22 protein-coding genes are annotated in these 26291 nt (G+C 36.7%); 10 read left to right on the top strand and 12 right to left on the bottom strand.

The window, feature by feature from the left end; all coding sequences use genetic code 11:
• Positions 1–75: 75 nt before the first annotated feature.
• Positions 76–1251: a GAF domain-containing sensor histidine kinase gene (locus LC454_RS26000; RefSeq protein ID WP_223585340.1), complete on the top strand. Its 1176-nt coding sequence runs from the start codon at positions 76–78 to the stop codon at positions 1249–1251.
• Positions 1252–1506: 255 nt separating this feature from the next.
• On the opposite strand, the gene LC454_RS25995 is transcribed toward LC454_RS26000, so the two are convergent.
• From LC454_RS25995 to LC454_RS25985, 3 genes are all read right to left on the bottom strand, one after another.
• On the bottom strand, positions 1507–2373 hold the full coding sequence (locus LC454_RS25995) for a hypothetical protein (protein WP_223585339.1): 867 nt from the start codon (positions 2371–2373) through the stop codon (positions 1507–1509).
• 548 nt (positions 2374–2921) lie between these two features.
• The gene (locus LC454_RS25990; RefSeq protein ID WP_223585338.1) at positions 2922–4319 is read right to left on the bottom strand and encodes a L,D-transpeptidase family protein; all 1398 of its coding nucleotides are present in this window, start codon (positions 4317–4319) and stop codon (positions 2922–2924) included.
• Between the two features lie 225 nt (positions 4320–4544).
• The gene (locus LC454_RS25985) at positions 4545–5762 is read right to left on the bottom strand and encodes an enolase C-terminal domain-like protein (protein ID WP_223585337.1); all 1218 of its coding nucleotides are present in this window, start codon (positions 5760–5762) and stop codon (positions 4545–4547) included.
• 654 nt (positions 5763–6416) lie between these two features.
• Here LC454_RS25985 and LC454_RS25980 point away from each other — a divergent pair.
• Positions 6417–7598 carry a glycosyltransferase gene (locus LC454_RS25980; protein WP_223585336.1) on the top strand — a complete coding sequence of 394 codons (1182 nt, stop codon included), beginning with the start codon at positions 6417–6419 and terminating at the stop codon, positions 7596–7598.
• Positions 7599–7760: 162 nt separating this feature from the next.
• Positions 7761–7913, top strand: a complete 153-nt coding sequence (locus tag LC454_RS25975) for a lmo0937 family membrane protein (protein WP_223585335.1) — start codon at positions 7761–7763, stop codon at positions 7911–7913.
• 303 nt (positions 7914–8216) lie between these two features.
• Here LC454_RS25975 and LC454_RS25970 read toward each other — a convergent pair whose 3' ends face one another.
• From LC454_RS25970 to LC454_RS25955, 4 genes are all read right to left on the bottom strand, one after another.
• Positions 8217–8855 carry a pentapeptide repeat-containing protein gene (locus tag LC454_RS25970; protein ID WP_223585334.1) on the bottom strand — a complete coding sequence of 213 codons (639 nt, stop codon included), beginning with the start codon at positions 8853–8855 and terminating at the stop codon, positions 8217–8219.
• A 550-nt stretch (positions 8856–9405) separates the two neighbouring features.
• A complete protein-coding gene (locus tag LC454_RS25965) occupies positions 9406–9951 on the bottom strand; it encodes a hypothetical protein (protein ID WP_223585333.1) in 546 nt (181 codons plus the stop codon).
• A gap of 96 nt (positions 9952–10047) precedes the next feature.
• On the bottom strand, positions 10048–10677 hold the full coding sequence (locus LC454_RS25960) for an FMN-dependent NADH-azoreductase (protein WP_223585332.1): 630 nt from the start codon (positions 10675–10677) through the stop codon (positions 10048–10050).
• A gap of 159 nt (positions 10678–10836) precedes the next feature.
• Entirely contained in the window at positions 10837–13203 is a 2367-nt protein-coding gene (locus LC454_RS25955) for an outer membrane beta-barrel protein (RefSeq protein ID WP_223585331.1), read from the bottom strand.
• Between the two features lie 203 nt (positions 13204–13406).
• Here LC454_RS25955 and LC454_RS25950 point away from each other — a divergent pair, with 203 nt between their 5' ends.
• The 6 genes from LC454_RS25950 to LC454_RS25925 all read left to right on the top strand — a co-directional run bounded on the left by LC454_RS25950 (position 13407) and on the right by LC454_RS25925 (position 18224).
• On the top strand, positions 13407–14510 hold the full coding sequence (locus LC454_RS25950; protein ID WP_223585330.1) for a sensor histidine kinase: 1104 nt from the start codon (positions 13407–13409) through the stop codon (positions 14508–14510).
• A gap of 46 nt (positions 14511–14556) precedes the next feature.
• Entirely contained in the window at positions 14557–15195 is a 639-nt protein-coding gene (locus LC454_RS25945) for a LytR/AlgR family response regulator transcription factor (protein ID WP_262903148.1), read from the top strand.
• 182 nt (positions 15196–15377) lie between these two features.
• Positions 15378–15974 (top strand): Crp/Fnr family transcriptional regulator, encoded by a 597-nt coding sequence (locus LC454_RS25940; RefSeq protein WP_223585329.1) that lies wholly within the window; start codon positions 15378–15380, stop codon positions 15972–15974.
• Positions 15975–16320: 346 nt separating this feature from the next.
• Positions 16321–16917, top strand: coding sequence for a hypothetical protein (locus LC454_RS25935; RefSeq protein WP_223585328.1), 597 nt, complete (start codon positions 16321–16323; stop codon positions 16915–16917).
• The gene (locus LC454_RS25930; RefSeq protein ID WP_223585327.1) at positions 16905–17363 is read left to right on the top strand and encodes an antibiotic biosynthesis monooxygenase family protein; all 459 of its coding nucleotides are present in this window, start codon (positions 16905–16907) and stop codon (positions 17361–17363) included. The genes LC454_RS25935 and LC454_RS25930 overlap by 13 nt, the downstream gene beginning before the upstream one ends.
• 72 nt (positions 17364–17435) lie before the next feature.
• Positions 17436–18224 carry a PhzF family phenazine biosynthesis protein gene (locus LC454_RS25925; RefSeq protein ID WP_223585326.1) on the top strand — a complete coding sequence of 263 codons (789 nt, stop codon included), beginning with the start codon at positions 17436–17438 and terminating at the stop codon, positions 18222–18224.
• 430 nt (positions 18225–18654) lie between these two features.
• Here the strand turns inward: LC454_RS25925 and LC454_RS25920 are convergent, their stop codons facing one another.
• Together LC454_RS25920 and LC454_RS25915 are read right to left on the bottom strand one after the other, a co-directional pair.
• Positions 18655–19518, bottom strand: a complete 864-nt coding sequence (locus tag LC454_RS25920; RefSeq protein WP_223585325.1) for an SDR family oxidoreductase — start codon at positions 19516–19518, stop codon at positions 18655–18657.
• Between the two features lie 93 nt (positions 19519–19611).
• Entirely contained in the window at positions 19612–21726 is a 2115-nt protein-coding gene (locus tag LC454_RS25915) for a catalase (protein ID WP_223585324.1), read from the bottom strand.
• Positions 21727–22080: 354 nt separating this feature from the next.
• Between LC454_RS25915 and LC454_RS25910 the strand changes: the two genes are divergently transcribed.
• A complete protein-coding gene (locus tag LC454_RS25910) occupies positions 22081–22437 on the top strand; it encodes a response regulator (RefSeq protein WP_223585323.1) in 357 nt (118 codons plus the stop codon).
• A 171-nt stretch (positions 22438–22608) separates the two neighbouring features.
• Here the strand turns inward: LC454_RS25910 and ligD are convergent, their stop codons facing one another.
• From ligD to LC454_RS25895, 3 genes are all read right to left on the bottom strand, one after another.
• The gene (gene ligD / locus LC454_RS25905; protein ID WP_223585322.1) at positions 22609–24483 is read right to left on the bottom strand and encodes a DNA ligase D; all 1875 of its coding nucleotides are present in this window, start codon (positions 24481–24483) and stop codon (positions 22609–22611) included.
• A gap of 65 nt (positions 24484–24548) precedes the next feature.
• Positions 24549–25163, bottom strand: coding sequence for a DNA polymerase ligase N-terminal domain-containing protein (locus LC454_RS25900; protein ID WP_223585321.1), 615 nt, complete (start codon positions 25161–25163; stop codon positions 24549–24551).
• Between the two features lie 45 nt (positions 25164–25208).
• Complete coding sequence (locus LC454_RS25895; RefSeq protein ID WP_223585320.1) at positions 25209–25988, bottom strand: Ku protein; 780 nt, start codon at positions 25986–25988, stop codon at positions 25209–25211.
• Positions 25989–26291: the final 303 nt, after the last annotated feature.

Here is a 26291-nt window from a genome sequence, read left to right as displayed (position 1 = left end):
TAGCTAGTTAGCCGTTAAAAATTCATATATCTTTAGTCTTGAAGGTTGATTTCTTTTTTACTGAACACAATAGTTATGAAAGAAAATAATGATTCAATTTCCCATCTGCTTATGCGGATCGAAGATATCCCTGCAGTAAAGAATATATTGAACACAATATGTTTGTATACAGGCATGGATCTAGGGTTGGTGACCTCTCACAATGGCCATCAATGGATAGCCTGTGCTGTACGTGATTCGCTGGGGGTCGGGGTCTCTGTGGGCCAGCAGCTGGAATTACATTATACGTTAGGAGATGAAGCACATGGTAAACACGCGCCTATCATTATTCCGGATATTGACTATTGTGAAAATGAAGATTGGAAAAGAAAATTGCATGCAAAAGGTTTTAAAAGTTATATCGCATTCCCGATAGTCGACAAGGACGGATTGTTCTTTGGAACGCTCTGTACGATTGATCATAAAGCAGTAACTATCGATACTGAGCGGATAGCACCACTATTTGAACTTCTATCTGAACTGATAAGTTTCCATTTGGGTTCAATTGCAAAAATCAAAAATACTGAAGCACTGCTGGGTGAGGAATTGCAATACTCTGAACGCAGGGATACCCTATTATCCGTTTTGGGGCACGACCTGAAAAATCCATTGAGTGCTGTCATTACCTTGTCGCAGTATCTCGCCGACAAACTCGAAAATGCGAAACATAAACAGACGGCCAAGCTTATATACGATTCTTCGTACAGAATGAAAGGTTTAATCGATAACATCCTAGACTTTGCACGCAGTAAGCTAGGCACCGGTATTCATCTGAACAAAAATGTAGTCGAATTAGATCAGGTGATCCTTCAGGCTCTACGTGAGATCCAAACGAGTTCACTCGAAAGAAAGGTACTCACACATCTTGGAGCAAAACTTTCGGTCAAATGTGATCATGAACGTATGGCACAGGTGTTTTCGAATCTTATAGGAAATTCATTTCGCCATGGATCTTCAGAAAATGCAATCGTTATAAACTCTTCCATTGAAGGTGGGAAATTTATCTTCCATATAGAAAATGATGGGGATAAGATACCCGATTCTATATTAAATAACCTATTTAAACCTTTTGTTGGAAGAAAAAATCAGAATGAAGGCGGGTTGGGATTGGGCCTTTATATCTCCAAACAGATAATCACCGCACACAAAGGTGAGATCCATGTCAAATGCTTTGATGAAAAAGTGGTATTTAGCCTTTGGATCCCAATATGATAGATGCTTTGATGATAATCGCACAATTATTTCGGCGAATGTATAAGTCACAATTCAATAACCTCTTCTCATTATATACAACGTTTGACATTTTGAAACTTTACCTTCATCAATTTGCTGATTTAATAATAAAAACCTTGTCCCAAATCGATAGAATTTTGTATTCTTCCACCTCAATGTTGATCAATTATTGTAAAAACAAAGTAATCATCGAAACCATTAAAAACAACCCAATCCCCCTTTTTAGTGGTCGTTTTATTCATAATATTCAATTTTTCTTTTTATTAGAAGCCCACCTTCAAATTCATCTTTAGGGTTTCTTTTAATAGTTTGTTTTTGTTCAATCCAATTTCCATAATTATCATATATATAAGAATAATTTGATAATTCAATTGTAGAACGTTTTTCAGACTTGGTTTTTTCTTCTTCTAAATCACCGTGTGAATTGTATTTATAAGTTTTTGTTTCTTTAAAATACGAAGACTCCAGCGCTATGGGCTTATTTAAATTATCATACTTTATATTAACTACCCCTGATATATTGCCATCAAAATTCTCTGTTTTTTCCTGAATTATATTTTTATGAAGGTCATATATTTTAGTGATGATAGAAGTTAACAGAAATTCTTGTTTTGTTTCATCATATTCATATCGTTTTTCTATTTCTTCATTTACATTATAACAATAATCAGTGTATGCACTCAACTGATTCATCACTAACTTATTGTCATCAAATTGGTTTTCAATCTTTTTTATCAATTGTTTTTTTTCATTGTAGGAAAACAAAAACTCTCGGCATTTTTCAGCTGTAGTTGTACCAATTTCTTCTATTTTGTTGAGTTTTCCTTTTTCATAAACATATCTTTCATTTAAATTGTATCTATTTTTACCCTTATTTTTGTCAAATTCTATTATATATATTTTTGAAACGGAACCATCTGCATTGTATTCTCTATATTCATCGAGACCTTTCTTATCCACTCTGTTAATATACCTTCCATCTATTCCGTGGTAGGTTATTTCTTCTGATTTTATCAGCGGTTTATTTTTTGGTACTCCTTGTCCAAAAGCAACAGTCCACAATAAAAACATTGATGTAAATACTATTACTTTTTTTTTCATTTTATGCTATTTAGTAAATGCCTTATTTTTGTCTTGAGATCGAGTCCCCTAGTGTTTTTCTGTTTTAATTAAATTTCCTTTTTCGCCGTAAAATTTCCAATCCCCAGCTTCCTATCCATCCGAATAGATTTCTATTTTTATCAAAGTGCCTTGTTCATTATAGAATTTCCATTCCCCGTTATATCTTTTGTATTTTTTTTCATTTGTCTTTGTATTGGTTTCAATATCATTATTCAAATCTTGCTATTGAAGAGTAAAAGAAATCCACACAATTTAGCTACCTCGTCCAATGGCAGTGCTTTTTCCAGTTCATATCATGAGCTACTACTACATGATAAATGGCCATATAATTTTATATAAATATACTGTCTGTTTTCTCGATATCTAGGGATGATTTATAATTCGTTAAGCTGCATTTACTATCCGCTATGACACTACATTTATCCGTGACTAATCAGCGAACAAAAGACCAAATAAATCAGGGAGACTATCCGCGTGATTTTTTTCTGTCTCATTTAGGGCTTAGGATTGAAAGATTATTTTATCTATCAAGGTGCAATCGTATTTGGTTTATTTTCATTCAATTTATCTTCTGGAGATTTGTCGAGTTGATATATATCGTTGTATATAGTTGGTTTCCCGTCTCTTATCGACATAGTCAGATAAGTGATGATGATGGGCACAGACTCCTTCAAAACAAAATCCATTTTACGATACGTTTTCACTGCGTCTTCCAACACTGGAATTTTATCCTTTGAACTATCGAATGCCAACAATTTAGCTGCCAATAGTTTAGGATTTTGAACCCTTATGCAGCCATGACTAAGCGCCCTATTATCCCTATTGAAAAACTGCTTTTGCGGAGTATCATGGAGATAGACGCCATGTGAATTCTGAAATCTAAAGACGATTGCCCCCAATGCATTGTGATTACCAGAGGATTGTCGAATACGATATTTTTTTGGATTTTTATTGATTTCTTTTAAAGCGGATGAATTCACAATGATTTTGTCCCCTGCTTCATCATAGATCGAGTAATGGTTATTTCGGAGATAAGCTCTGTCTTTCAGAATTTCGGGCAAAATTTCATTCAGAAATATACTGTGTGGAACCCTCCAATCAGGAGCTGTTGAAAAATAATTTATTTCGCTTTCCAAAATCGGTGTTGCCGTTTTGGGTTTCCCAACAACGACTTTAAATTCCGACACATTACCGTTATAATGGAATTCTAAAGTGTAGGATGGGATGTTTATCAATATATAATCTAAGCTTTGCGTATTGATCCACCTTAGCCGTTCCATATTAATTAGAATTTTTTCCATTTCAACCGGTGGGCTCATTGCATTATTGGTTGCATATGATTGATCCAAATAATTTTGAAAGTCCTGATAAGCTTTAAGCTTTGGCTGAGCCTCTTGTACCAGATTTAGAAAACCTACCTGCCGCCCTGCATCAGATAATATCTCGTCGGCACAAAACCCATTAATTCTAACACTATCAATATAAGACGGATGATATAGTGGATTATATTTACCAAAATGAAGATTATTAATAAAAGAAAGGAGGCCATCTGTCATCAATATATCAAACAATGCTTTCTCTTTTTGCTGTTTTTCAGGAGAGGAACTTCTAAACTGTTTCAGTCTCTCAAGCGAGAGGCTCTCTAGGTGATAATCTGATGGTAATAACCCAAAGCGATTAGGATTTGTGAGCAAGGATAAAGCAATGGAAGCTTGGTCTATCTTTTGTTTGTCATTTAGCCAGAGATATTCATAATTGTTTGTGGCGTAGAGCCGGATGACTGATTTTGGGTAATTCAAGTTAGATAAATTGAGACTATCCTTAAGGAATGACGTGATCTCGTTAGTTACCTTTAGATCCTGTCCATAGATTGCTGTAGTGATAATACTGAAAAAGATCGCTGTAAAATTCAGAAACGCTTTCATAACTTTGAATTTTAATATACTAAAATTACAAATTATTTCCGCATCTCTATGAAAATTAATCATTAAAAAAATAATCGCGTACTAACTACATTAGACTTTAGTGATACAACGACCGACTCTTTTCATTGTAGTCTTCCCCTACTCTCCCTTTCGACTGGGGATACTGGGGATTAAAAATCCGCCTCATAAATAATATGGGGCGGATAAGCTAACTGTGATCATTTATCATATTTTTTTTAGAAGAGGCATTCCAAAACCTGCGGTGGATGGCGGGATCAGTTTGCCATCCTGGATCTTGTACCCGGAAAGATCAACGTCGTCCGACGTGCTCGTTACCCCCTCTATAGTGACCGTATTGGCAAGCCCTCCAGCCAGATGTGCCGTGTAGTAGGACTTAAGCAAGGAGCCCCAAGCATGAGGGGAAGCTTGGGCACCTACTTTCTCCAATTCTGGCATTAATCTTCGCCAGTTTGTGAAGCCTAGGCCCTCGATATCTGTAAGGTGTACGTCCAATAGTTTCTTCTCAAAGAGTTCCTTAAGCAGCGCTGGATTGGGATCTGCTTCACCATCTGCCAATAAAGTTCTTATCCCTGCTGCTTTTATGTAATTTCTCAGTTTTTGATAGTCTGCAACGGTTTCATGGAAGGGTTCTTCTATCCAGAATAAGTTGACCGATGGAATACCTTTTAGATATTGGGTGAATTGATCCACTGTAAAACCATTGTTCCCATCCACTAAAATACCACAGTCGGGGAAGGCTTGGGCCACTGCATTGGTTACATCAATATCTCGCTGGAGCCCTTCTTTGAAAGGCATCCATTTATGTCCCCGCCCGATCTTTAGCTTAAACTGTCTATAGCCAACTCCATAATCATATCGGCACTCCTCTAGAATCCGGTCTATACCAGCAGGCTTTTCAGATGGCTCCAGATCATCGAAATAGATCATTCCACTATAATAGTCTGTGGTATACGGCTTATCGCGGCCAAGTAGTTCATAAACTGGTTTCTCCAAGATTACTCCTGCAAGGTCATGAAGTGCAATATCAAAAGCGATGTGCCTATCATTCAAAATTCCAATATTGGGAGCAAAAAGTTCAGATACTTTTTTACCGAGGAGTTCTTTTTCAATCTGCTCAGCATCTTTTCGGGATCCCCGTAGAGAAGCCCAGCCCATAGCACCTTTGTCTGTTTTGATACCACAGATTTCCACATTGGGGCCATAGCCATGGAGGTCTAGTCTGGCATTTTTCCCCACGAGGCGGGGATATTTCATCTGAACAGTTGAATATTTTATTTCCTGTATCCGGTGGTACGAGAGTTCCTTTTCCCGAATATTACTGTCCAAGATAGCTGTTAATGACATGGCATTTCCTGCACCATGATATAATGTTGCGGATGCAATGCTCCAATTTAATGTATGTAAGAATGTTCTTCTTTTCATCTTTGGTTTGTTTTTGATCTTAATTGATAATCAATGATTTTTCCGATGTCTTTATCGCAGGCTAGTCTTTATTGCCTCATCTAGCTTCGCAAAATGTGATGCGCTAGCAATTAAAGATTGAATTGCCTGTTTTAAATCTTTATTGGTTGTTCGATATTTTCTCAAATATTATGAGGTATAATTTAAAGTTTTAAAGTAGTTGTTGAAAAGTACATTAAAAACAAAGATTTCAGTAGCCTTTCTGTTTCAATTTGCTGTCGAATTTTATCATTATAATCCAAAGTATTAGTAAGTAAGTAAAATACTTAATACATTTTCCTATGTGTTGGGATAATCAATTTGATGGGTTGGCGTAAATTTTCTTTTGCGCGGGAAAAATACTTGGTCAAGCAGTGTTTGTCCGGTAGGAGCTGTATCACTTTACGGAATACGCCTTTGTAAACTACGGATCTGCAATAAATCCTCTCCTTTGGGTATAGCTTTTGATGCATAAAACGAAAAAACATACCACCTTAATTATAAAATGTCATATGGAAAATATAGATCAAAAAGCAAAAAAAATCGGCCTAGAAAAAGGATATTATTTACTACTAATGGCTATTTTGGATATTCCAGTAAATAACGAGAACGACAACACGAAAGAGGACTAAGTGTATGAAAAGAATCGTTATTATAAGTACCTATCCACCCCAGGAATGCGGGTTGGCTACTTTCACGAAAGACCTTAGAAAAGGAATGGCATTGGATCAGACAGTCTCCGTTGAGGTGATTGCTGTCTCCAAATCCGGCTCCGAAGAGTTTGACCCTACAGTTCGCTTTGTTATCGACAAAGAGCGACTTGACAGCTATATCCAGGCTGTACGTATCATCAATGAGGAATACGACTATTGTATTATCCAACACGAATATGGGATATTCGGCGGAGCTGATGGAATATTTATCAATCAGCTGGCCAATCATTTAAATATTCCTTTGGTAACGATATTTCATACTATATTGAAATCGCCGTCCTTACGTCAAAAGGAAATCATGGAATTGCTACTTACCAAATCTCAAGCGGTAGTTTCGCTATCGCCGAAAGGCAGTGAACTATTAAAAGATCTCTTTCCAACGGTCGACGGCCATAAAATCCACGTAATAGCCCACGGTGTACCAAATTTTGATTACAACCAAGGATTAGCTAAATACAGATTGGGCTTACAAGATGATTTTGTGATGATGACTTTTGGTCTAATTGGACGAAGCAAAGGGCTAGAATATGCGATCCGCTCATTAGCTGGACTCAATCTACCGAATTTCAAATATTTAATTGTGGGCAGGACTCATCCGAATGTTTTGGCACATGAAGGTGAATCCTATCGTTTTGAATTACAAAATTTAGTAGCTCAGTTGCAATTGCAGGATAAGATTATTTTTATTGATGAATTCATCAGCGATGAACAGCTAAAAGAATACTTAACAGCCTGTGATATTTATTTATCCCCCTATCAACATGAGCAACAGATTAGTAGTGGCACATTATCTTTTGCGGTAGGAGCTGGTGCCGCGGTAATTTCTACTCCTTATTGGCACGCTGTAGACCTATTGACAGATGACCGGGGCATCCTTACACCTTTTGATGATGTCCAAAGCATGAGTGATCATATCAAATTATTATATAGATCTAAACGTTTGCTTGCATGGCATCGTTTCAAGGCACGTAGTTATGGGGAACAGATTACCTGGAAAATGATCGCGAAAATATATCTTGAATTGCTATCTGAACTGATTAGACCTGTACGATCCTTGGTCCATTATAAAAATTATCATAGGTTTGATTTAAAGCAGGAAGCTTAAAGAATATCTAGCCATTTGCAAGCTTTGTATTGTATGGATGTACGTTTGACCAATTCTCCTTGACATGTGAACAGCAGTCAAGTATGGAAAGTTTGATTGATTTATTTATTATAAAACATTATCCCAACAGATATTGTTCTCATTAAAAAACATATTAATATTATGGGAAATTTATTATACATCATTGCCGTTATTTTAGTTATCATCTGGGCAATTAGTTTTTTCGGGGGGTATGCAACAGGAAATATAATCCACGCGCTGTTAGTAATCGCAATTATTGTGGTGCTATTACGTGTGATTCGCGGTGCGGCCTAAAGAGGGGGCATTTATGGCCGATAACTTCGATTGTCATTGAAAATGATTTTGAGCGCCTCCCAAAGAACAGTGCGTTCCAAAAGCAGAGATTTTCGGTGTCATCATCGATTTCGTATCCAATAAAACCACTTATTAAAAGTGGTTTTATTGTGTAATTTAATTATCCATTCTACACTCAATTTCTTCAAAATATAGTGCTGAATCTTCAAAAAGGACTGAAGCTTCGCAGATGGTTTTTTTAGAAATTTGACGTGCATCACAATATCTCAAAAAATTGCTAAATATTTTGAGTAATTTAAATAATTATAAATCTGTAATTACAATGCGATCAGGAGTTCCCGTACTTAATAATTTAGGGTTCGACGCATCAACCTGATATAAAATTTCATTAAATGCGGTGTCTTTTGGTGGTGTGCAAGTTGATAAATCACAATTTTCAAAACTTACAAAAGTTCCTAATTTAGCATAGTAAAAATCGCAATTATACAAACATGCCTTGGAATCTGAGTTAGAATCGTAGATTCCATTAAATGTAACATCCCTGAATTTGCCCTCAAAAATGCAATTACGAAATTGACTACCATTGAAATTGACGGTTGTAAATTTTGCTTTTATGAATTTGCAATCTATAAACTGTGTAAAATTAAAGCTTCTCCTTTTATATTCACAGTTTTCAAAAATGCAATTTTTATAAACTCCTTTATGACTCCCAATACTTGTGTCTGATAAATTAATGTTTCGAAAAATACAATTTTCAAAATTTGATTCATAAAAAATTCTAGAACCATTTAAAACTGAGGATTCAAATAGACAGTTTTCAAAATTAGTGTTTTCGAATATAGAGCTATTGAAATTCGTTTTCGTGAAATCATAATCCGCAAAGTTTTGATTTGAAAATCTAGTCTTTAACTCTAAAGTTTTATTTATATAATCTGTTTTCATATGCTTAAACCTAAACTTGACTATGTATTTTATTTTGATTTTACCGGTTATCGAAAACTAACTTCAGCTTAAAGCTATGGTATTTCTTATTATCAATAATGATAATTTTATATTCGGGCGTTATCGCTTACGATTCGCCTTGGAAGAGTCGCTACTCGCAAAGTTTAGATTGGCTCTTTTTTTTATTTCGTGAAAAACGTTGTCCCTGGGTACTATCCTACTTATATTATCTTTAAGGTTGTTAGTTCGCTACACTCTACTATCGTTCTCATTTCACTAATTAAACTCACATTTTCTATTTCATTTTGTCTTTACTGAAAAGAATACTTTAAACTTAGCAATAAAATTCTCAACTCCGAACCGCCATAACCATGTACTGAAAGTCGAGCTATATGAATGAGAATACAAAATATCCTATTTAGGATCTTGACTGAAGAAGTACCAGATAAATCCGTTCTGGGAAACGGATTTATCTGGTACTAATGGTTTTGATGCTAACAGCATTGAGACGAAATATGATCTCATTAATGGTGAACTATTAAAGCTGCTTTTAATAAGCGTTTTTCACCGTTAAATTATAGGTGTTTGGTGCCCCTGGGATTCCACTTCCAGGTAGCGGCGTTTTCACTAGCGTAACAGGAGTCGTAATATTAACATGATATTTGCCGTTTGCATCTATCGTAACATCCGCCGTTCCACCTGAGGTAGCAGTTGCTGCGTAATTAACTGCACCGCTTGTGACTGCAGTTCCCACGGTGCAAAGCAGCGACATATAACGTACATTAGGATTGGCCGACATTACACTACTGCTCGTCAATGTATATTTTCCTGCCCCCAAAGAAGAACGAAAAATAATTGTTAATGCACTGCCCGAATAGGCACCATGATTACCCCCGTCCCCGGATGTTGTAACCGTCATACCTGCCAAGCCACCGGTATTACTTTGAGAGGAAGCACCTCTATTATAGGAATAGGCTCCCAATTTCCAATTAGATTCCGATGCAGGTGGCTCGGGCGCTGGGTCATCATCTTTTCCTCCACAGGAAAATAGTATTGTGGAGCTGGCCAGTAAAATGTAAATAAGTGATTTTTTCATTTTCTTTTATATTAGTTATTAATGGTCAAAATAGACGCTAATTTGATTGTATATTTTTATATGTATAATTGCCTGACTACAGGTGATTGGATTATTTTATAAATAGGTGGAATCATGAATTTGGCTTTTCAAAGCTGAATGATCAAAATTTTGATAAACTCGTTTTCTTTGCTTTTCCAATTTCACAATTGCCTGTTCTGGATTTATCGTGCCGTCCACGGGAAAATAACTGATATCTACTATTCCGAGTTGGTTTAAGATACGTGTGATCTGTATTTCAATAAGATTCATCTTTTCTGTTACAGGCTGACTCATACCCATAGCGGAAATGATATATGCTTTTTTATTGAAGAGTAAGCCTCTTATTCCATTACTGTCGCTTGTAAAGGTTTTTTCTGTCCGAACAATGAGGTCAAAATAGGCCTTTAAAGATGATGGAATGCCATAATTATACATCGGACAGGTAATAAGCAGCTCATCATTGCTATTAAGCTCTTCAATCAATTGATCCGAAAAAGCAAGAATTTCGGAAGATTTAGAACTATCAAAAAAACCATCTACAGTATCCTGAGTAAGATGGGGAATCATTTGCAAATTTGTATCCCTTTCGATGATCTTTCCATTTGGGTGTTTTATCTTCCATAATTCAGTAAAATAATCACCTATTGCCCGGGAATAGGAACCCGTTATCCGAAGGCTGCTATCAATGCGAAGTAATGTTTTCATGTGTGGTTTTTCTTTAAAGACATATATAATTGTTCTCAAATGTGACGTCTCAACTGACTTTTTTTATTTCTACGTATCTAGTAATACAATATATCTCCTGAATTTGCCCTGGTTGATCGTTGGTCGTCCATCAGTTATTAGCTGTTGATAGTGTTAACTCTAAGTTGGGAGACGGTCTTTCTGATCCTTTTTTCTGTTGAAACGATAGGTCGCTGTGGCATTGACTACCCTTCCAATGCCATAATTTTTTGACTCCAGACGATAAGTCTTTCCATTGAGTGTCTGCTTTTCAATAAGGGAATTGAATACATTGTTGAAAGCCATGCTAACACTCAGCTTCTCCTTAAATATATCCTTGTTAATAGCAATGTTAAATTTGTACACGGGACTAGTAAGGGATTGAACATCTGTAAATTTGCTCGTATAGGTAAATATAGACTCTATAACGAGATTTGCGGGCAATCTGAGCCGGGAATTTAACTGCGCAGTCCACCTATTGCCTTTTACAAAATATCGCTCGCCGCTAAATTCGCCTTGTTGGTTAAAACCGTAATAGTTAAAATTTAGGGCCATTCGCCAACTTGGCAACGGATTATATAGACTATTCAATTCTAATCCGTACCGTCTCTCATAATCCATGTTGACGGGTGAACGAAGAAAGTGGTCCACGGCAGTCTCCTTCACCAAATATTGAAAAAAGCTATTCGTATGTTTATAATAAATGGTAGGATTGATCGTAAATTGTGAAAGCTTCTGTATGAGCATAAATTCTATTGCATTTGTATAAGCCGGATTTAGATCGGCGTTACCAACCGTAAGATTTCGTAGGTCAGAAAGGCCTCCAAAGGGATTTAATTGCTGAAATCCCGGGCGGTCAATCCTTCGGCTAATGCCAAGTTGCAAATTGGAATTTCCCCGAAGTTTATAGCCCAAATGGATGGTAGGGAAAACGTCAATATAGCGCTTATCCTTATTAAAGTCTCCTTTTCTATCTGCTATTTCAATCAATGATAGCTCTGTTCTTAAACCGAGTTGATAACTCCAGCGCTTAATAGTATTGCTCCATTGAAAATAGACTGCAAGAAGACGTTCATTATAACTAAGCTTGTTATCGTATTCTTCCAACAATACCCCGTTTGTTTTTGCCCAATAATCACTTCTAATTGCACGGAGATCGACCCGGCCACCTGCTTCGAGTTTGCCCCTGCTACCAATAGTGTTAATATAATCACTCTGGATATAGATATCATTACTACTTTCTATGTTTTGAGTGACTATATTTTCTATCGAACCTGATTTCGGATAAACAGATGATTGCCGAATATCTTGATTTTCATCGTCATGCCAAAAATCATAACGCAGGCTGGTCGTCCAGTTTTTATCTTTTTTCTCAAATGTCTTGACATAATTAATCTCCAGCTGATTATATTTTTTAGGCTCACTATACTGCTCAAAGCGTTGGAGCGTACTATCTAACTTGAACGCTGAATTGAAATAATCATATCGGTTGTCTACCTTATTATCAACGAGCAGTGTACTATGATAAAAACTGGCTGTCACCGTATTTAGAGTATCAACATAATAGTCCCCGCCAATGTAAAAATTGTGGCCTCTACCTCCCCATTCCGTACCGGTTTCCTGATTCGCAAAGCGCTGTATACCTCCGTCTAAGGATATTCGTTTCAATTCGCTTTTGACTATTAAATCCCGGTAACGGAATCCAACATCGCCAAAAAGATTAACCTTAGTAGTTTTATAACTCAAATTAAGATTTCCATTATGATTTGTAGGGATACCCCATGTAGACTGAAGACTTCCGTTCAGCCCGGTTAACATATTTTTTTTCAATACTATATTGATTATTCCCGCAGTTCCTTGTGCTTCATATTTCGCGGATGGATTATTAACAATCTCAATTTTCTCAATAGAACTGGCTGGTAGCTGTTCTAAACCATTATTGGCAGAAATAACCGAAGGCCTTCCATTAATCAGTATTCGTACTCCTGGTTCCCCGCGGAGACTAATGTTTCCCTTGTTGTCGACATTGACAGATGGTACATTGTTTAATACGTCATTAGCTGTACCTCCTTTAGCTAAAAGATCTGATCCCACATAAAAAACTTTCTTATCCAGCTCAATAGATAGACCTGGTTTCATTCCTGTAACCTCAGCGCCGTCCAATAACTTGGGAACGGACTCCAACATCAAAACACCGAGGTCTTTATTGCTGTCTATTTGTTGCCCACGAAGCAAGAATGCTTGAAATGAAATAAAACTTATCATGATATCGTAATAGCCCTTTGCAACGTTAACTTTAAATTCTCCATTCGTTGAGCTAATCGCTGTCGTTAGCCCTTGTGCTCCGGATATAGCTCTTAAAGTAATGCTGGCACCATCCAATGGTAATTGCGTTTGCCGATTGTGCACACTACCTTTAACAACGACTTTCTGAATTTTCTGCCCTAGACCGCGATCAGTAAAAAGACTTACCAGGAAAATAATTAATATCGCTTCTATTGTCTTCATAACATTAAATTTGCTACGAAAATGCAGGATTCTCAGTTAGGAAAAATGTATTGCCGATAGATAAGTCAAATAAAACAGATTAAAACACGCTATTGAAGGCAAATGGATTCTGTCGACAGAATAACGCTATTTATAGGACTATTTGCGGTATCCGTCGTTTATTGATACCTTTCTTTTATAGAAATGCTATCTTTGATAGTAACATGTCAATTACAGAAAAAACCATTCGCTATAGTACCATTTACCGGCTTTCTAGCCACATATTATTCTGGTTGGTAGTTTTCATCGTTCCTCAATATCAAACGGATATTAGCATCCGTGATATGCTCATCCAAAACTCATTTTACGTCTCTTTTTACATGATGGCTTCTTATTTTGTAGCTTATTTCATCATACCAAAGTTTCAAAAAGGAGAAAATTATTTGGTCGTTATTCTTTATTTTATAATAGGTGGCTATCTACTGAGTGCTCTTTCAAGATTCATGGTTGTCTATGTACTTGAACCCTTGATACGTAAGCCTCCATATAGCCAAGAGTCACTATTGGAAATTGCTACCGATCTCAGAAAACTCATCACGGATTATTTTCTTCAAAACTTTTCATTGGCATGGATTTTTGGCTTTATCAAACTATCCAAAGACCAATATCTAACAAGACAACGCACTTTACAATTAGAGAAGGAAAAGGCTGAAGCTGAATTAAATGTTCTAAAAGCACAATTAAATCCACATTTTCTATTTAATACCTTAAATAATATCTATAGTCTTTCGTTGACCAATTCGCCAATCACTTCTTCTTCAATCGCGGGATTGGCGGAAATCTTAGATCATATACTATATCGTTGCAACAGCAATTTTGTTCCGATATCTACAGAGATTAATCTGCTGGAGAACTACATTGCATTGGAAAAAATTAGATATGACAAGCGTCTAAAGGTATATTTCAATCATGTCATCGATCAAGATGTGCAGATCATCCCGCTCATCCTATTATCAATCATAGAGAATGCATTCAAACACGGTGCTGGAGAAGATATAGGCGAGCCGCGCATCGATATTGACCTAACAGTGCAGACAGGCGATCTACATTTTAAAGTGGAGAATACATTCGTTGGTCAAAAAGAACATGTATATACGGAAAAAATAGGTATGAGCAATTTACGCAAACAATTAACGTTGGTCTATCCAAAAAATCACGAACTTACAACCTACATTTCAGAAGGTAGATTTGTAACTTTACTCACCATATCCAATTTAACTATTGATGATGCTCGATTCAAAAATAAAAGTACGGTGTCTTTTAGTTGATGATGAACCATTGGCAATTCAGTTACTCCAAACTCATTTAAAAAGAATGGAGATATTTGAAGTGGCAGCAACTTCTACTAACGCGCTAAAAGCCCTGGAAATCATAAGGCATGAGCCAATTGACCTGATCTTTTTGGATATTAAGATGCCACAGATAAATGGAATAGATTTTTTGAAAACACTGAAGCATCCCCCGGCTGTTATTATTACAACTGCTTTTAGAGAATATGCCATAGAGGGATATGATCTGGATGTCGTAGATTATCTATTAAAACCGATTACTTTTGAACGTTTTTTTAAAGCAATAGACCGTTATCTTAGAAACCGAAAAATCCAGTCCCAGAACATAATACCCGCGGCAAAAGACCAAGCGATCACAATCAGGTCAGGTGGAAAATTTCATAGACTGGAGATTGCTGATATTCTTTATATTGAAAGCAACAAAGATTATATTACTATCCATAGTAGCCAACGAATTGTGACAACGAAATATAAGATCACCGTAATTGAACAAGAATTAAAGCAATTCAATTTTCTTCGCATTCACCGATCTTTCCTCATTAATACAAATAAAATTACAGCTTTTACCACGAATGATATCGAAATTGGAAAACAAGTGATTCCGATTGGCACCAATTACAAAGAACTTGTTCAACAAGCATTAAAATATCTTTGTTTAAAATGATTTGTTAAAAATAGCGAGGCCCATAGGTGTTGGGAATGTGGAGAGCCAACAACAAATTTTCTTGCTCAAAGCCCGGAAAGATACCGGATTATTTACCCAAGAAGAAAAAACAATTTCAACTATTTAAAAGATACGTTATATTTATTTGAAAGTAATATCATCACATAACCCCGCCACAACAAATGACGGAAACAGAAAAATATCTCGCAGACTTTAAAGAAGCTGTGCTGAACGTGTATCCTATTTCGGATGAGGCATTTAATTTGTTGGCTGAAACTGTGCACATTCAGCATTTTAAAAAAAATGAAGTTTTATTAAGGGAAGGCCGTGTCACCAATGACATTTTCTTTGTTTGTAAAGGTGCATTAAACTCTTATTTTATAGATGAAAAAGGAGCTATCTGGAATAAATGGATTTATTTGGAAAGGGATTTTGCGAGCACCAGATTTTCGGCAATCATAAAAACAGCCAACGAATTTACACTGCAAGCTATTGAAAACACTACAGTGATAGGTATGCCCTATCATCAAACAAGAGCAGCTATTAATCAAAATGATGAATTAAAGAACCTGTACATTGCCTATCTGGAAAAAAAATGGATAGTCATTAATGAAGAAAGAGAAATTTCTTTACTTACCGAAAGTGCCACTGCAAGGTATCTAAAATTGCTGCAGGCGCATCCGGGAATAGATACTAGAATTCCACTACAATACATTGCTTCGCACCTGAGCATTACCCCAACACAGTTGAGCAGAATACGGAAGGAACTGACCAAATAAAAAAATCATTGCGCTCAACCTATGTAGAGTGTGGGCTTAAGATCACGCTTTAATTTTGCTATGAATAAAATAGGTCAGGCAAAATTGGAATGTCAATTTCTCATTTTTGATTCGTTAATAGTATGTATTAAGTGTTTTGACCTACATACCGGAGATGGAAATAAAAGATAAAAAAATCCTTGCACTCAACCTATGTAAAGAGTATCCTCAAAACCACACTTTATTTTTGCTTTTTATTAAGCAATAAAAAACAGATTATAAGGTATTAATCTGGGGTAGAACACAAAGTAATACCAATTAAATAACTGAATATAAGCAAGTAAAAACTAAAAACTGATATTAAATTATGCAAACAATTTCTAAAACACTAAGAATATTTTTAACCGCACTTATTCTTTCCAATATCGTCTTGATGGCTTTTTTAGCCTACTTTTTTTTAAATAACGAGCGCAGCTTAACCGCAGAAAGAATAGATATCAAGGACAGATCTGGAAAAAATCGTGTCGTTATTGCAAACACGGATAACATTCCGCAGCCCATTATCAAAGGGAAGACGTACAAAAGGGCTTACTCTCCCGCAGGTCTGATTTTCTTTGATAAAAACGGCGACGAAAGAGGTGGGTTGGCAATTACTGATAATGAAGAGACTAATCTGAATGCACTTGCATTTGATTATCAGAATGCCGATGCCATCGGTATCTTGGCTCAAGATAATAAACATGATAATTATTTCAGAGCTGGTCTATTGATTAACGATAAAGATCTATCCGGTAAGCCTGGACATAATATCAACCGTATCAACCTGTTAACGGAAAACGGGAATGCATCTTTGGTAATGAAAGATAATAATGAAGTACCGAGAATTATTCTAAAGGTTGACAGTCTAGGCAAGCCCTCTATCGAAATGTTTGACAATAATGGAAAAGTGAAATGGAAACAATAAGCTATGGTGGTATGAAAAACATTAAAAGCATAGTCCTTATCATACCAATCCTTATGGCGTTAAAAACTTTGGGTCAAAATAAAAACCAACAAAAAATGGAACAAGTTCAAATAGAAGAAAGATCGATAACCGAAAAGTGTGCTGTCATTGATAAAATTACTATCCCAGCTAAAGCCATTGAAGCATACACCGAAAAGGCAGCATATATCCGTAATATCATTCGACACCAGCCAGGATTTATAAAATATGAGATCTTTCAATCCAAAAGCAACAGCGGGGAACTTAAAGTTATAACCATTGCTACCTGGAAAAACGGGAAGTATTTAGACAATGCACGATTGGTCATAAAAGAAATAATGAAACAAGCAGGAATAAATATGCCTAATTTTTTAGAAGAAAACAGCATAACGATGGAAAGGGATATTTTTATACCAATTGAGGAATAAGGTATGTTTCACCTTGATGGCTCGATTTTTGGGAAAATGATTTAACTTTGTATTCCAGCTGAATTATCAATCATGAAGTTAGAATTATATCAAATAGATTCATTTACGGAGAAAATCTTCCATGGGAATCCTGCCTGTGTTGTACCTTTAAAAAACTGGTTACCTGATGAAATACTCTTAAAAATAGCCCGTGAAAATGCTGTTGCCGAGACAGCTTTTTTTATCGATAAAGGAGATCACATTCACCTAAGATGGTTTACACCTGAGATTGAAATGGATTTATGTGGGCATGCCACTCTTGCAACAGCGCATTGCTTGGTTTCACATTTGAATTATCAACATAGTAAAATTGTTTTTGAGACTCAAGTGGGCAAATTAACAGTTGATGTCAAAGATGGGGTTTATTATATGAATTTCCCTTCCAGACTACCAGCCCCCTCTACCCTGCCAGATATCATTTCCAGATCCCTTAATATCCAACCTAATGAGGTTTTAAAGTCAAGAGATTATATTCTGGTATATGAATCTGAGAAAGACATAAGAAATATTACAATTGAAAGGTCCATTTTTGATCTGATCAATCTTGATCCCGGAGGAGTGGTCGTGACAGCAATAGGCACCGACAGTGATTTTGTCTCCAGATATTTTACACCACAAGCTTCAATCCTTGAAGATCCCGTTACTGGCTCAGCTTATTGTTCGCTGATTCCATTTTGGGCATCACGATTAGGAAAAGATAAGCTTTTTTCCCGACAGTTATCAGAAAGAGGGGGCCAGCTCTATTGTGAAAATAAAAATGAAAGAGTAATTGTGGCGGGTAAAGCAAGTACGTATTCGCAAGGACAGATCTGGATAGATTAGATTATTTTTCTAACATTCAAATCCTCCTGTTTGAGCCAATAAATATGACGGGAAAGATCAATCATGTCGATTAGGTAAGTTCTCTTACCGCACAGGAGCTAAAATGATATTTTTCGCATATCATGTTATCCGCTTAAAAAGGCATTGTCACCACTCGAGCTTTATATTTGCCTTTCTCAATCGTAAAAAAAATACATATCCTCCAGCAACATCACTATTTTGTGATGTGATATATAAAATGTCATTCAAATCATTATAATAACATGCTGCAAACTCATTGCTGACATTAAATTGGTTCTCGATTTCTCTTTCTGGAATTTGGGTACTCCTCCCCTTTATCGTGGCGTTGATGGATATGTAATGGCTTGTAGGGATTCCGCCATCTGTTCCCCAGAGTTTCTGTCCCTTAAATTTGTGCGTTATTCAATGACTAACCATTTACGATTTCGCCACCATTGGGATGTAAAACTTGACCGCTCATAAAATGTGAATCTTCGCTAGCTAGAAATAGAAAGCTTGGCGCAATTTCATTTGGCATTCCTGCCCTTTTCATTGGAGAGTCACTTCCGAATTCGGAATTCTTTTTAGGGTCAAAGGATGATGCTATTAATGGAGTCCATACCGGACCTGGGGCAACAGCATTGACCCTAATTCCTTTAGCTATAAAATTTGCTGACAAACTTCGAGTGAAAGAAATTATTGCACCTTTTGTTGCAGAATAATCTATCAACTTTGGACTGCCTCGATAAGCAGTCACCGAGGATGTATTAATTATGCTTGCCCCCCTCTTAAGATAGGGTATGGCATACTTTGTAATCCAGAAATAGGAAAAGAAATTATTCTGAAAAGTTTTTAGTAGCTGTTCGGTGGTAATTTTTTCAAGGGATTCTGTTTCCCAATGAAGGCCTGCATTATTAACGATAATATCAACTTTCTTATGAGTTTTTATCGTAATTTCAATTACTTTTTTACAGTGATTTTCTTTTCCCAAATCACCTTTAATCAGCGTACATTTTCTAGAGAAGGATTCAACCTCTTTTTGAGTTTCTTTTGCATCTTTTGTTTCACTAAGATAGGCTACAACAATATCAGCTCCCTCTTTCGCAAATAACAAAGCTACAGCTTTCCCTATACCGCTATCTCCTCCTGTAATCAACGCTACCTTATTTTTTAATTTTCCTTCTTTAGGATACTTTAATGGAGAAGTATCAGGAACTGGTGTCATATTTATTTCTAATCCCGGTCGCTTTTGCTTTTGCAAAGGTCGAATCTTTTTACTCGCTACTTTTTTCATGCTACTTCTTTTAAATGACGACAAACAATATGCGATTTCCATAATGGGTAAGAAAAAAATAGTCCTTCTTCCGAAGGGCTATTTGTTTTTACTTTAGGAAGGTACTTTTCTTGATTTTTCTCTTTCCCATACACGATGGCCTTTCATAGTCGCTATAAAATCCACTGTTAGATTATCCTTGCTTTCGAAAATAACACCTTTGTCTTTTTTAATAAATGATCTTTCAGCTAACTCTTCAGCACCTTGTGCAAATGCCAAAGTCTTACAGTGTCGGTAACCTTCATTGATAAAATGGAGGTAATCGGCATTTTGCGCAAGAGTTTTTACCGATTCACCTGCTGGTGTGAAGAATGCATCGTAACAAACTGACGCTTCAGTAAGATATGAATGCTGGATATCTTCTTCTGTTCCTTCCTTGAACCGGATCTTTCCGACATGAGATGCGATCAGCACGGCTTGCGCCCCTTCGCTCTCGAGTGCTGTTTTCATTTTATCTATAGAAGATTTACTAGCTCCATTATCAACAAGGAAAGCAACCTTTCTGGTCTTGATTGTACCCTCGCCGTCTCTTACTTTCATGCTCAAAGCAGCAGACTTTTCAACTTCTGGTTTGACGGGTTTGAGTGGATATTTGGGATGGTTTTGCCGTGCAAATTTGAGGGTTAATGGATCAAGTTCGTCTGGCGGGGTAAGCCCAAGGTTTGTACCAACACTTTGTGCTAATTTTTGGTCTATCTGATTCAAAATAGCCAATTCTCGCTTTCGTATATTGACATCGTTCACTTTCGAAAGCTCAAAACTCAGGGCATTGACTATGTGGTCCTGTTCTTCTGGACTCTGTGAATTAAAAAATAGTTTTGCTTGTGTAAAGTGGTCGGCAAAGGAATCTGAGCGAGCCCTAACTTTTGAACCATCAATAGGTTGTTTGTGGGATTCAAATCCTACCCCATCATTAAGCATTGCATGATAAGGGCAACCCACAGCCTTACTGTTAGGAAAATAACTCACAGTACCTTTGGGAATCTCTGCCCGGGCAAAACCATCTTTCTGGTTATTATGTTTACCTGTCACTGGACGATTGATAGGAAGTTCATGGAAATTTGGCCCACCTAGTCGATAATTTTGGGTATCCATGTACGAAAATATCCGTCCTTGCAAAAGCGGATCATCTGAAACATCTATACCTGGCACCAACCTGCCAGGGTCGAAAGCGGCTTGTTCGGTCTCTGCAAAAAAATTCTCTGGGTTGCGATTTAGTGTCATCGTTCCTATAATCTGAACTGGCACAAGTTCCTCAGGAATAATCTTGGTCGCATCAAGAATGTCAAATGAGTATTTCAATTCATCCGCTTCAGGAATCAATTGAACGCCAAGATCCCATTGCGGAAAATCTCCTTTGTCAATAGCTTCATAGAGATCTCTTCGATGAAAATCGGCATCGAATCCCGAAATCTTTTGGGCTTCGTTCCATGCAACTGAATGTATACCTAATCTTGGTTTCCAATGAAATTTAACGAATGTGCCTTTTCCTTGGGCATTTACAAATTTAAAAGTATGAACCCCAAAACCTTCCATCATCCTTAAACTTCGGGGTATAGCTCGATCTGACATAGTCCACATGATCATGTGTGCAGATTCGGGCATCAGCGAGATAAAATCCCAAAAGGTGTCATGCGCAGAGGCCGCCTGCGGCATTTCGTTGTTCGGTTCTGGTTTTACAGCGTGGACGAGATCTGGAAAGTTCATCGCATCCTGAATAAAAAAAACTGGAATATTATTCCCCACTAGATCGTAATTACCTTCTTCGGTATAGAATTTAACAGAGAAACCTCTTACATCTCTAGCAAGGTCAGTAGAGCCTTTGAAGCCCGCTACGGTCGAAAATCTTGTAAAAAGAGGCGTTACTGTTCCTTTTTTTAAAAATGCGGCGGTTGTATATTGGGATAAATCAGCAGTGGCTTCGAAAATACCATGGGCTCCTGATCCACGTGCATGAACGACACGTTCTGGTATACGTTCACGGTCAAAATGCATCAGCTTATCAAAATAAATATGATCCTGCTGCAATGATGGTCCCCTCTCCCCGGCCTTTAAGGTATTGTTGTTGTCAGAAATAGGCACACCATCGTTAGTGGTCATAATCTGTTGAGAATTATCCACTAAACGCTGATCAATCTCAGCCGTTTTTAGATTCTTTTCTTTTTTCATATCCAATTCTGTTCTTGTTTATACTAGTATGGGAAAAAATATATTATCAATTCGTGCAAAAAAATATATGAGAAATAATGCTTCTATATGAGTGTAAGAATGAAATAACAACAATATATCTTACAGCAAATCAAAATGCGATAAATCAAATATTTGACTAATTGTACGTGGTGAAAAAATATTTGTGCAGCAATTGCATATTTAAAACAAATGCTATGTTAGAAACGTTTGAATTTTGCGAAAAAAGGTGAATAAAGGCATAATTATGAATGGATGCTAGTTTCTTTTTCATACAAATTTCTTTTAAAATTTTAACCTTTCATTTTCATATATTTGTCTCGAAATTAGAGCACAATGAAAAAGAAAATTGTACTTATTCAGGATGATAAAGACATTCTGAATGTAATGGATGAAATTTTGGAAGACGAGGGTTTCGATACTGTTGCGTCATTGACAACTGAGCCAATTGACAGAATTGATGATATCGATCCTGACCTTATTATAGTTGATGACAATATCAAGGGAAATAAAAAAGGATCGAAAGTGATTGAAGAATTAAAAAATGATCCTGAAACCGAAGAATTATCTGCTGTATTAACCTCCACATCCAATGATCTTCCTAGAACTGCTAAGGAATGTAAAGCTGATGACTTTATTGAAAAGCCTTTTGATATCGATCATATGATCGAGGTCGTAAAAAAGAATGCCTAAAATTATACAGAACCACGGCTCCCTTACGCGCGGGCATATAGAGGTCTAAAAAGAGTATATCAGCCTTTTATACTATCCACTACCGCTGTGATGGCCAAGCATAGCTGCACATCGCTCAGCTTTGGGTTGTAGTATTATAAAAAACTCGAGATTTGGAATTATCAATGAAATCTACAAATATGATTGATTTTCAAATTTGGATAGTGCTTTTAAAAGGTCTATGCCTTTTCCTAATACAGGTTTGAACAAGTCTCCTTTGTCTTTTAAACGTTCGTCCATATTAAAGATATTAAAATCAGTAGGATGAAGACCTTTTTTCACCTCAGTCCATTCTAAAGGAGCAGAAACTGGTGCTCCGGGTTTTGGGCGTATACTGTACACACTTGCCAAGGTCTGCGCTCTTCTATTCTGTAGATAATCCAAATAGATTTTCTTTTTGTCCCTTTTTTGAAGGCTTCTTTCTAATGTGGTAAGCTCAGGAAGCTTCTCCTGAACCAATTGCATGAGAATATGTCCAAAATCCTTTACCTGGTCATAGGTATATTTGCCTCCCATAGGTATATAGACATGAATACCGGAGCTTCCTGAAGTTTTTGGATATCCTACAATACCTACTCTATCCAACACTTCTTTCACAGCTAGAGCCGTTTCTATGACGTCCTCAAATGTATTTTTTTCGGAGGGGTCAAGATCGAGTACCAGATAATCGGGAAATTCAGCTTTTTGTACACGACTGGTCCACACATTAAACTCAATACACCCTAAATTGTTGAGATATGCTAATGTTTCTTTATCATTACAAATAATATAATCGAGATGTTTGTCATTACTTTCAGAAAATACTTTCGTTAATGTCACCCAATTAGGTGTATGTTCATCCGCATCTTTCTGATAGAAACTTAATCCTCCAATGCCATTCGGAAAACGATTGAGTGACTGGGGACGGTTTCTAAGATGGGGAAGAATAAACTTAGAAATACGCTGATAATAATCAACAATATCTCCCTTGGTAACTCCATCTTCGGGAAAATATAACTTATTTTGATTGGTAAGGGTGACCTGCTGCTTGCCAATCTTCTTCACTTGATCTTTTTCAGGGGCTTTCCTCGTTATTTTAGATTCCATTTTAGTTTTTTTATCAGGTACGTCTGTCGTAAATTTTACCTCTAGTGGATCAATGTCTTCTCTTAATCTTAAAAAAACAGGATGCCGGTAAATATGATCTTTTGTAAGCTCGGTAAACTTGATCTCAGCGACCAGCTCAGGTCTAAGCCAGGTTGCTCTGGCATTGGTCTTGGGCGTTACTTTAAATGCCGATTCTTTCACCCTCAGTTGTTGCATTTTCTGGTATAACTCTCGGAGGAGTTTATCCGTAAATCCTGTTCCGGTATGTCCACAGAAAACCAACTCATCCTCCAAATACTTTCCTAAAATAAGTGATCCAAATTGCTTTCTAGCCCCCTTAGGTTCCGTAAATCCGCAGATCACCGCTTCGTCGCTTTTATGAATTTTTATTTTCAGCCACTCCGAACTTCTAGTATTTTCTTTATATGTACTGTACAGTTTTTTAGCAATAATACCCTCCAACCCCATATCTTCAGCAGCTTGAAAAAAATCTTTTCCCTTTTCAAGAATATGGTCGTGATACTGGATAATTTCGTTTTGTACTAAGGCTTCTTTTAATAATTCTTTCCGTTGCAAATAAGAAAGATTTTCAGTCGAATGTCCGTTCAACCATAACAGATCGAAAACCTGATAGATTAGCACCAAATCTACGTTTTGTTCCCCAATCCCCTGCAACCATTGGAAATTGGGCTTTCCTTTGTCATCATAGGCAACGATTTCACCATCGAGTACCATCTCATGTTTTTGAATTTTGAGTGAATCAGCAATTTTTTTAAAGGATATTGAAAAATCTAGTCCGTTTCTGGAATATAGCTGAATAACTTTATTTCGCAGATCTGCTATAGCCCTGTATCCATCCCATTTTATTTCAAAAGCCCAGTCTTTGTCATCGAAAGGTATCTCGCTTGTTTTACATAACATGGGTCTGATGAAACCGGGTAATTTCTTTTCCTGGGAAAGTGACTGCGCATAATTTTTATAATGCTTCAGGCTTTCGGCAGTTTCATTTTTTTTTTGCTGGTCTTCTTCTGAAGATAAGCTGTGACTTTAGAGTTTTTTGAAATATGCTCTTCGGCATCATAACCTTCGGAAACGGAATATTTGTCTTTATGCTTAATGAGCAGCCATGCATTCTGTTCTGCGGCGTTTTTTATTTTTACCAGCGCGAACTCACCTTTCAGCTTCTTACCATGTAAAATAACTTTTAAAGATTGTTTATGCAGTTCAGCACGCATGATCAAATCGTCAGTTTTTCCTGCTATTTTTTCTAATGGTTCATAAGTTCCTTCGTCCCAAATTTCAACTTCTCCGGCTCCGTAATTTCCTTGGGGAATACTTCCTTCAAATCTTCTATATTCATAGGGATGGTCTTCCACCATCATTGCCAATCTTTTGTCCGATGGATTAAGGGAAGGACCTTTTGGAACGGCCCAACTTTTAAGAACTCCTTCCATTTCCAACCGGAAATCGTAATGCAGACGTGTTGCGGCATGACGTTGAACCACAAATTTTAATTTTGTGGTACTTTCGTTCTGTTTGCCTTCCGGTTCGGAAGTTGCCTTAAAATCTCTCTTTTTATGATATTCTTCTAATGGCATCATGAATAAATTAGAGTTTCGATAAGGATTAATGACCAGTCTTTTAATCTACCCTACTTTTCTTTTTCCAGCCTCGAGACTTGCTTTCAGCATTGCCATAAGATCCGTCGCTTTTCCCACGGGTTCTTTGGTTTCCTTAGGCTTTACGTTTTTACCTTTTGCTTTCTGTTTTATAATTCTCAGCAGGTCCTCATTGTAGGTGTCTCTGTACTTTGAAGGATCAAAAGCCTCGGCTAATGATTTAATTAAGGTTTCAGCCATTTTCAGTTCTTCGGGTTTTGGCGCTTTTCCTGATGGTATTTTCAACTCACTATAATTTCTCATTTCTTCAGGATAGCGCATTCTGTTCACCATCAGAACTTCATTTTCGTAGGGGCGAATCATACACAGAATTTCCCTGTCTCTTAGAATGAATGAACCTATTCCCGCCATTTTGGTTTTGTGTAGCGCTTCCAACAATAATCTATAGGCCGCTTCGCCATTTTTTTGAGGTTCCAGAAAATAAGGTGTTTCGAAAAGTGCGGGATCCACTTCATCTTCTTTTACAAACTGAATAATACGCAATATTTTAGATTTTTCAGGACTTACAGCCTCAAAATCGACATCCTCCAGTACAATATATTTGTCTTCTATTTTGTAGCCTTTTACTATATTTTCCCAGGCTACTTCTTTATTGGTATTTTCATTTACCCTTTTGTACTTGATATTGCTGAAATCTTTTTTGTCCAACATATCCAAATCCAAAGTACTCGATTCACTAGCCGAGTACAGCTTGATTGGTATATTCACCAATCCAAAACCTATTGCTCCATTCCAGATTGCTCTCATATGCTCTGTTTTTTAAGCTACGCAATTCCTCGTTAAATTGATTTAAACATTATTTTGTTTTTTGTCAGCACTTCTTGTCTATCAATTGACACCCTATTCCATTTACCATTTGATAACTATATAGTGAACAACACCTTACAAGGAAAAGTTTTATAGAGATAGATTTTTATATACATATCTTGCAGTGCTAATTGAACAATAAAACTAAAAAATTAGTAAATTGGGTTTAATGTAATAAAGACTTCATTTCAAGTAGGAATCTTTCATTATCAAAATCCTTTACAAATTTGGAGAACTTGTCTA

The organism is Sphingobacterium sp. GVS05A, from assembly GCF_019969845.1.
Taxonomy (GTDB): Bacteria; Bacteroidota; Bacteroidia; order Sphingobacteriales; family Sphingobacteriaceae; genus Sphingobacterium.
Note: the sequence above shows the minus strand (reverse complement) of the source record. Positions and strands in the feature narration are given on the sequence as shown.

What these genes read in the sequence shown, in the direction of transcription:
- LC454_RS25915 (WP_223585324.1), bottom strand. Translation starts at nt 21,726, where the DNA reads ATGAAAAAAGAAAAGAATCTAAAAACGGCTGAGATTGATCAGCGTTTA.
- LC454_RS25955 (WP_223585331.1), bottom strand. Translation starts at nt 13,203, where the DNA reads ATGAAGACAATAGAAGCGATATTAATTATTTTCCTGGTAAGTCTTTTT.
- LC454_RS25945 (WP_262903148.1), top strand. Translation starts at nt 14,557, where the DNA reads ATGGAGATATTTGAAGTGGCAGCAACTTCTACTAACGCGCTAAAAGCC.
- LC454_RS25965 (WP_223585333.1), bottom strand. Translation starts at nt 9,951, where the DNA reads ATGAAAAAATCACTTATTTACATTTTACTGGCCAGCTCCACAATACTA.
- LC454_RS25910 (WP_223585323.1), top strand. Translation starts at nt 22,081, where the DNA reads ATGAAAAAGAAAATTGTACTTATTCAGGATGATAAAGACATTCTGAAT.
- LC454_RS25990 (WP_223585338.1), bottom strand. Translation starts at nt 4,319, where the DNA reads ATGAAAGCGTTTCTGAATTTTACAGCGATCTTTTTCAGTATTATCACT.
- LC454_RS25975 (WP_223585335.1), top strand. Translation starts at nt 7,761, where the DNA reads ATGGGAAATTTATTATACATCATTGCCGTTATTTTAGTTATCATCTGG.
- LC454_RS26000 (WP_223585340.1), top strand. Translation starts at nt 76, where the DNA reads ATGAAAGAAAATAATGATTCAATTTCCCATCTGCTTATGCGGATCGAA.
- LC454_RS25950 (WP_223585330.1), top strand. Translation starts at nt 13,407, where the DNA reads ATGTCAATTACAGAAAAAACCATTCGCTATAGTACCATTTACCGGCTT.
- LC454_RS25900 (WP_223585321.1), bottom strand. Translation starts at nt 25,163, where the DNA reads ATGATGCCATTAGAAGAATATCATAAAAAGAGAGATTTTAAGGCAACT.
- LC454_RS25980 (WP_223585336.1), top strand. Translation starts at nt 6,417, where the DNA reads ATGAAAAGAATCGTTATTATAAGTACCTATCCACCCCAGGAATGCGGG.
- LC454_RS25970 (WP_223585334.1), bottom strand. Translation starts at nt 8,855, where the DNA reads ATGAAAACAGATTATATAAATAAAACTTTAGAGTTAAAGACTAGATTT.
- ligD (WP_223585322.1), bottom strand. Translation starts at nt 24,483, where the DNA reads ATGTTATGTAAAACAAGCGAGATACCTTTCGATGACAAAGACTGGGCT.
- LC454_RS25925 (WP_223585326.1), top strand. Translation starts at nt 17,436, where the DNA reads ATGAAGTTAGAATTATATCAAATAGATTCATTTACGGAGAAAATCTTC.
- LC454_RS25960 (WP_223585332.1), bottom strand. Translation starts at nt 10,677, where the DNA reads ATGAAAACATTACTTCGCATTGATAGCAGCCTTCGGATAACGGGTTCC.
- LC454_RS25940 (WP_223585329.1), top strand. Translation starts at nt 15,378, where the DNA reads ATGACGGAAACAGAAAAATATCTCGCAGACTTTAAAGAAGCTGTGCTG.
- LC454_RS25920 (WP_223585325.1), bottom strand. Translation starts at nt 19,518, where the DNA reads ATGAAAAAAGTAGCGAGTAAAAAGATTCGACCTTTGCAAAAGCAAAAG.
- LC454_RS25985 (WP_223585337.1), bottom strand. Translation starts at nt 5,762, where the DNA reads ATGAAAAGAAGAACATTCTTACATACATTAAATTGGAGCATTGCATCC.
- LC454_RS25995 (WP_223585339.1), bottom strand. Translation starts at nt 2,373, where the DNA reads ATGAAAAAAAAAGTAATAGTATTTACATCAATGTTTTTATTGTGGACT.
- LC454_RS25930 (WP_223585327.1), top strand. Translation starts at nt 16,905, where the DNA reads ATGGAAACAATAAGCTATGGTGGTATGAAAAACATTAAAAGCATAGTC.
- LC454_RS25935 (WP_223585328.1), top strand. Translation starts at nt 16,321, where the DNA reads ATGCAAACAATTTCTAAAACACTAAGAATATTTTTAACCGCACTTATT.
- LC454_RS25895 (WP_223585320.1), bottom strand. Translation starts at nt 25,988, where the DNA reads ATGAGAGCAATCTGGAATGGAGCAATAGGTTTTGGATTGGTGAATATA.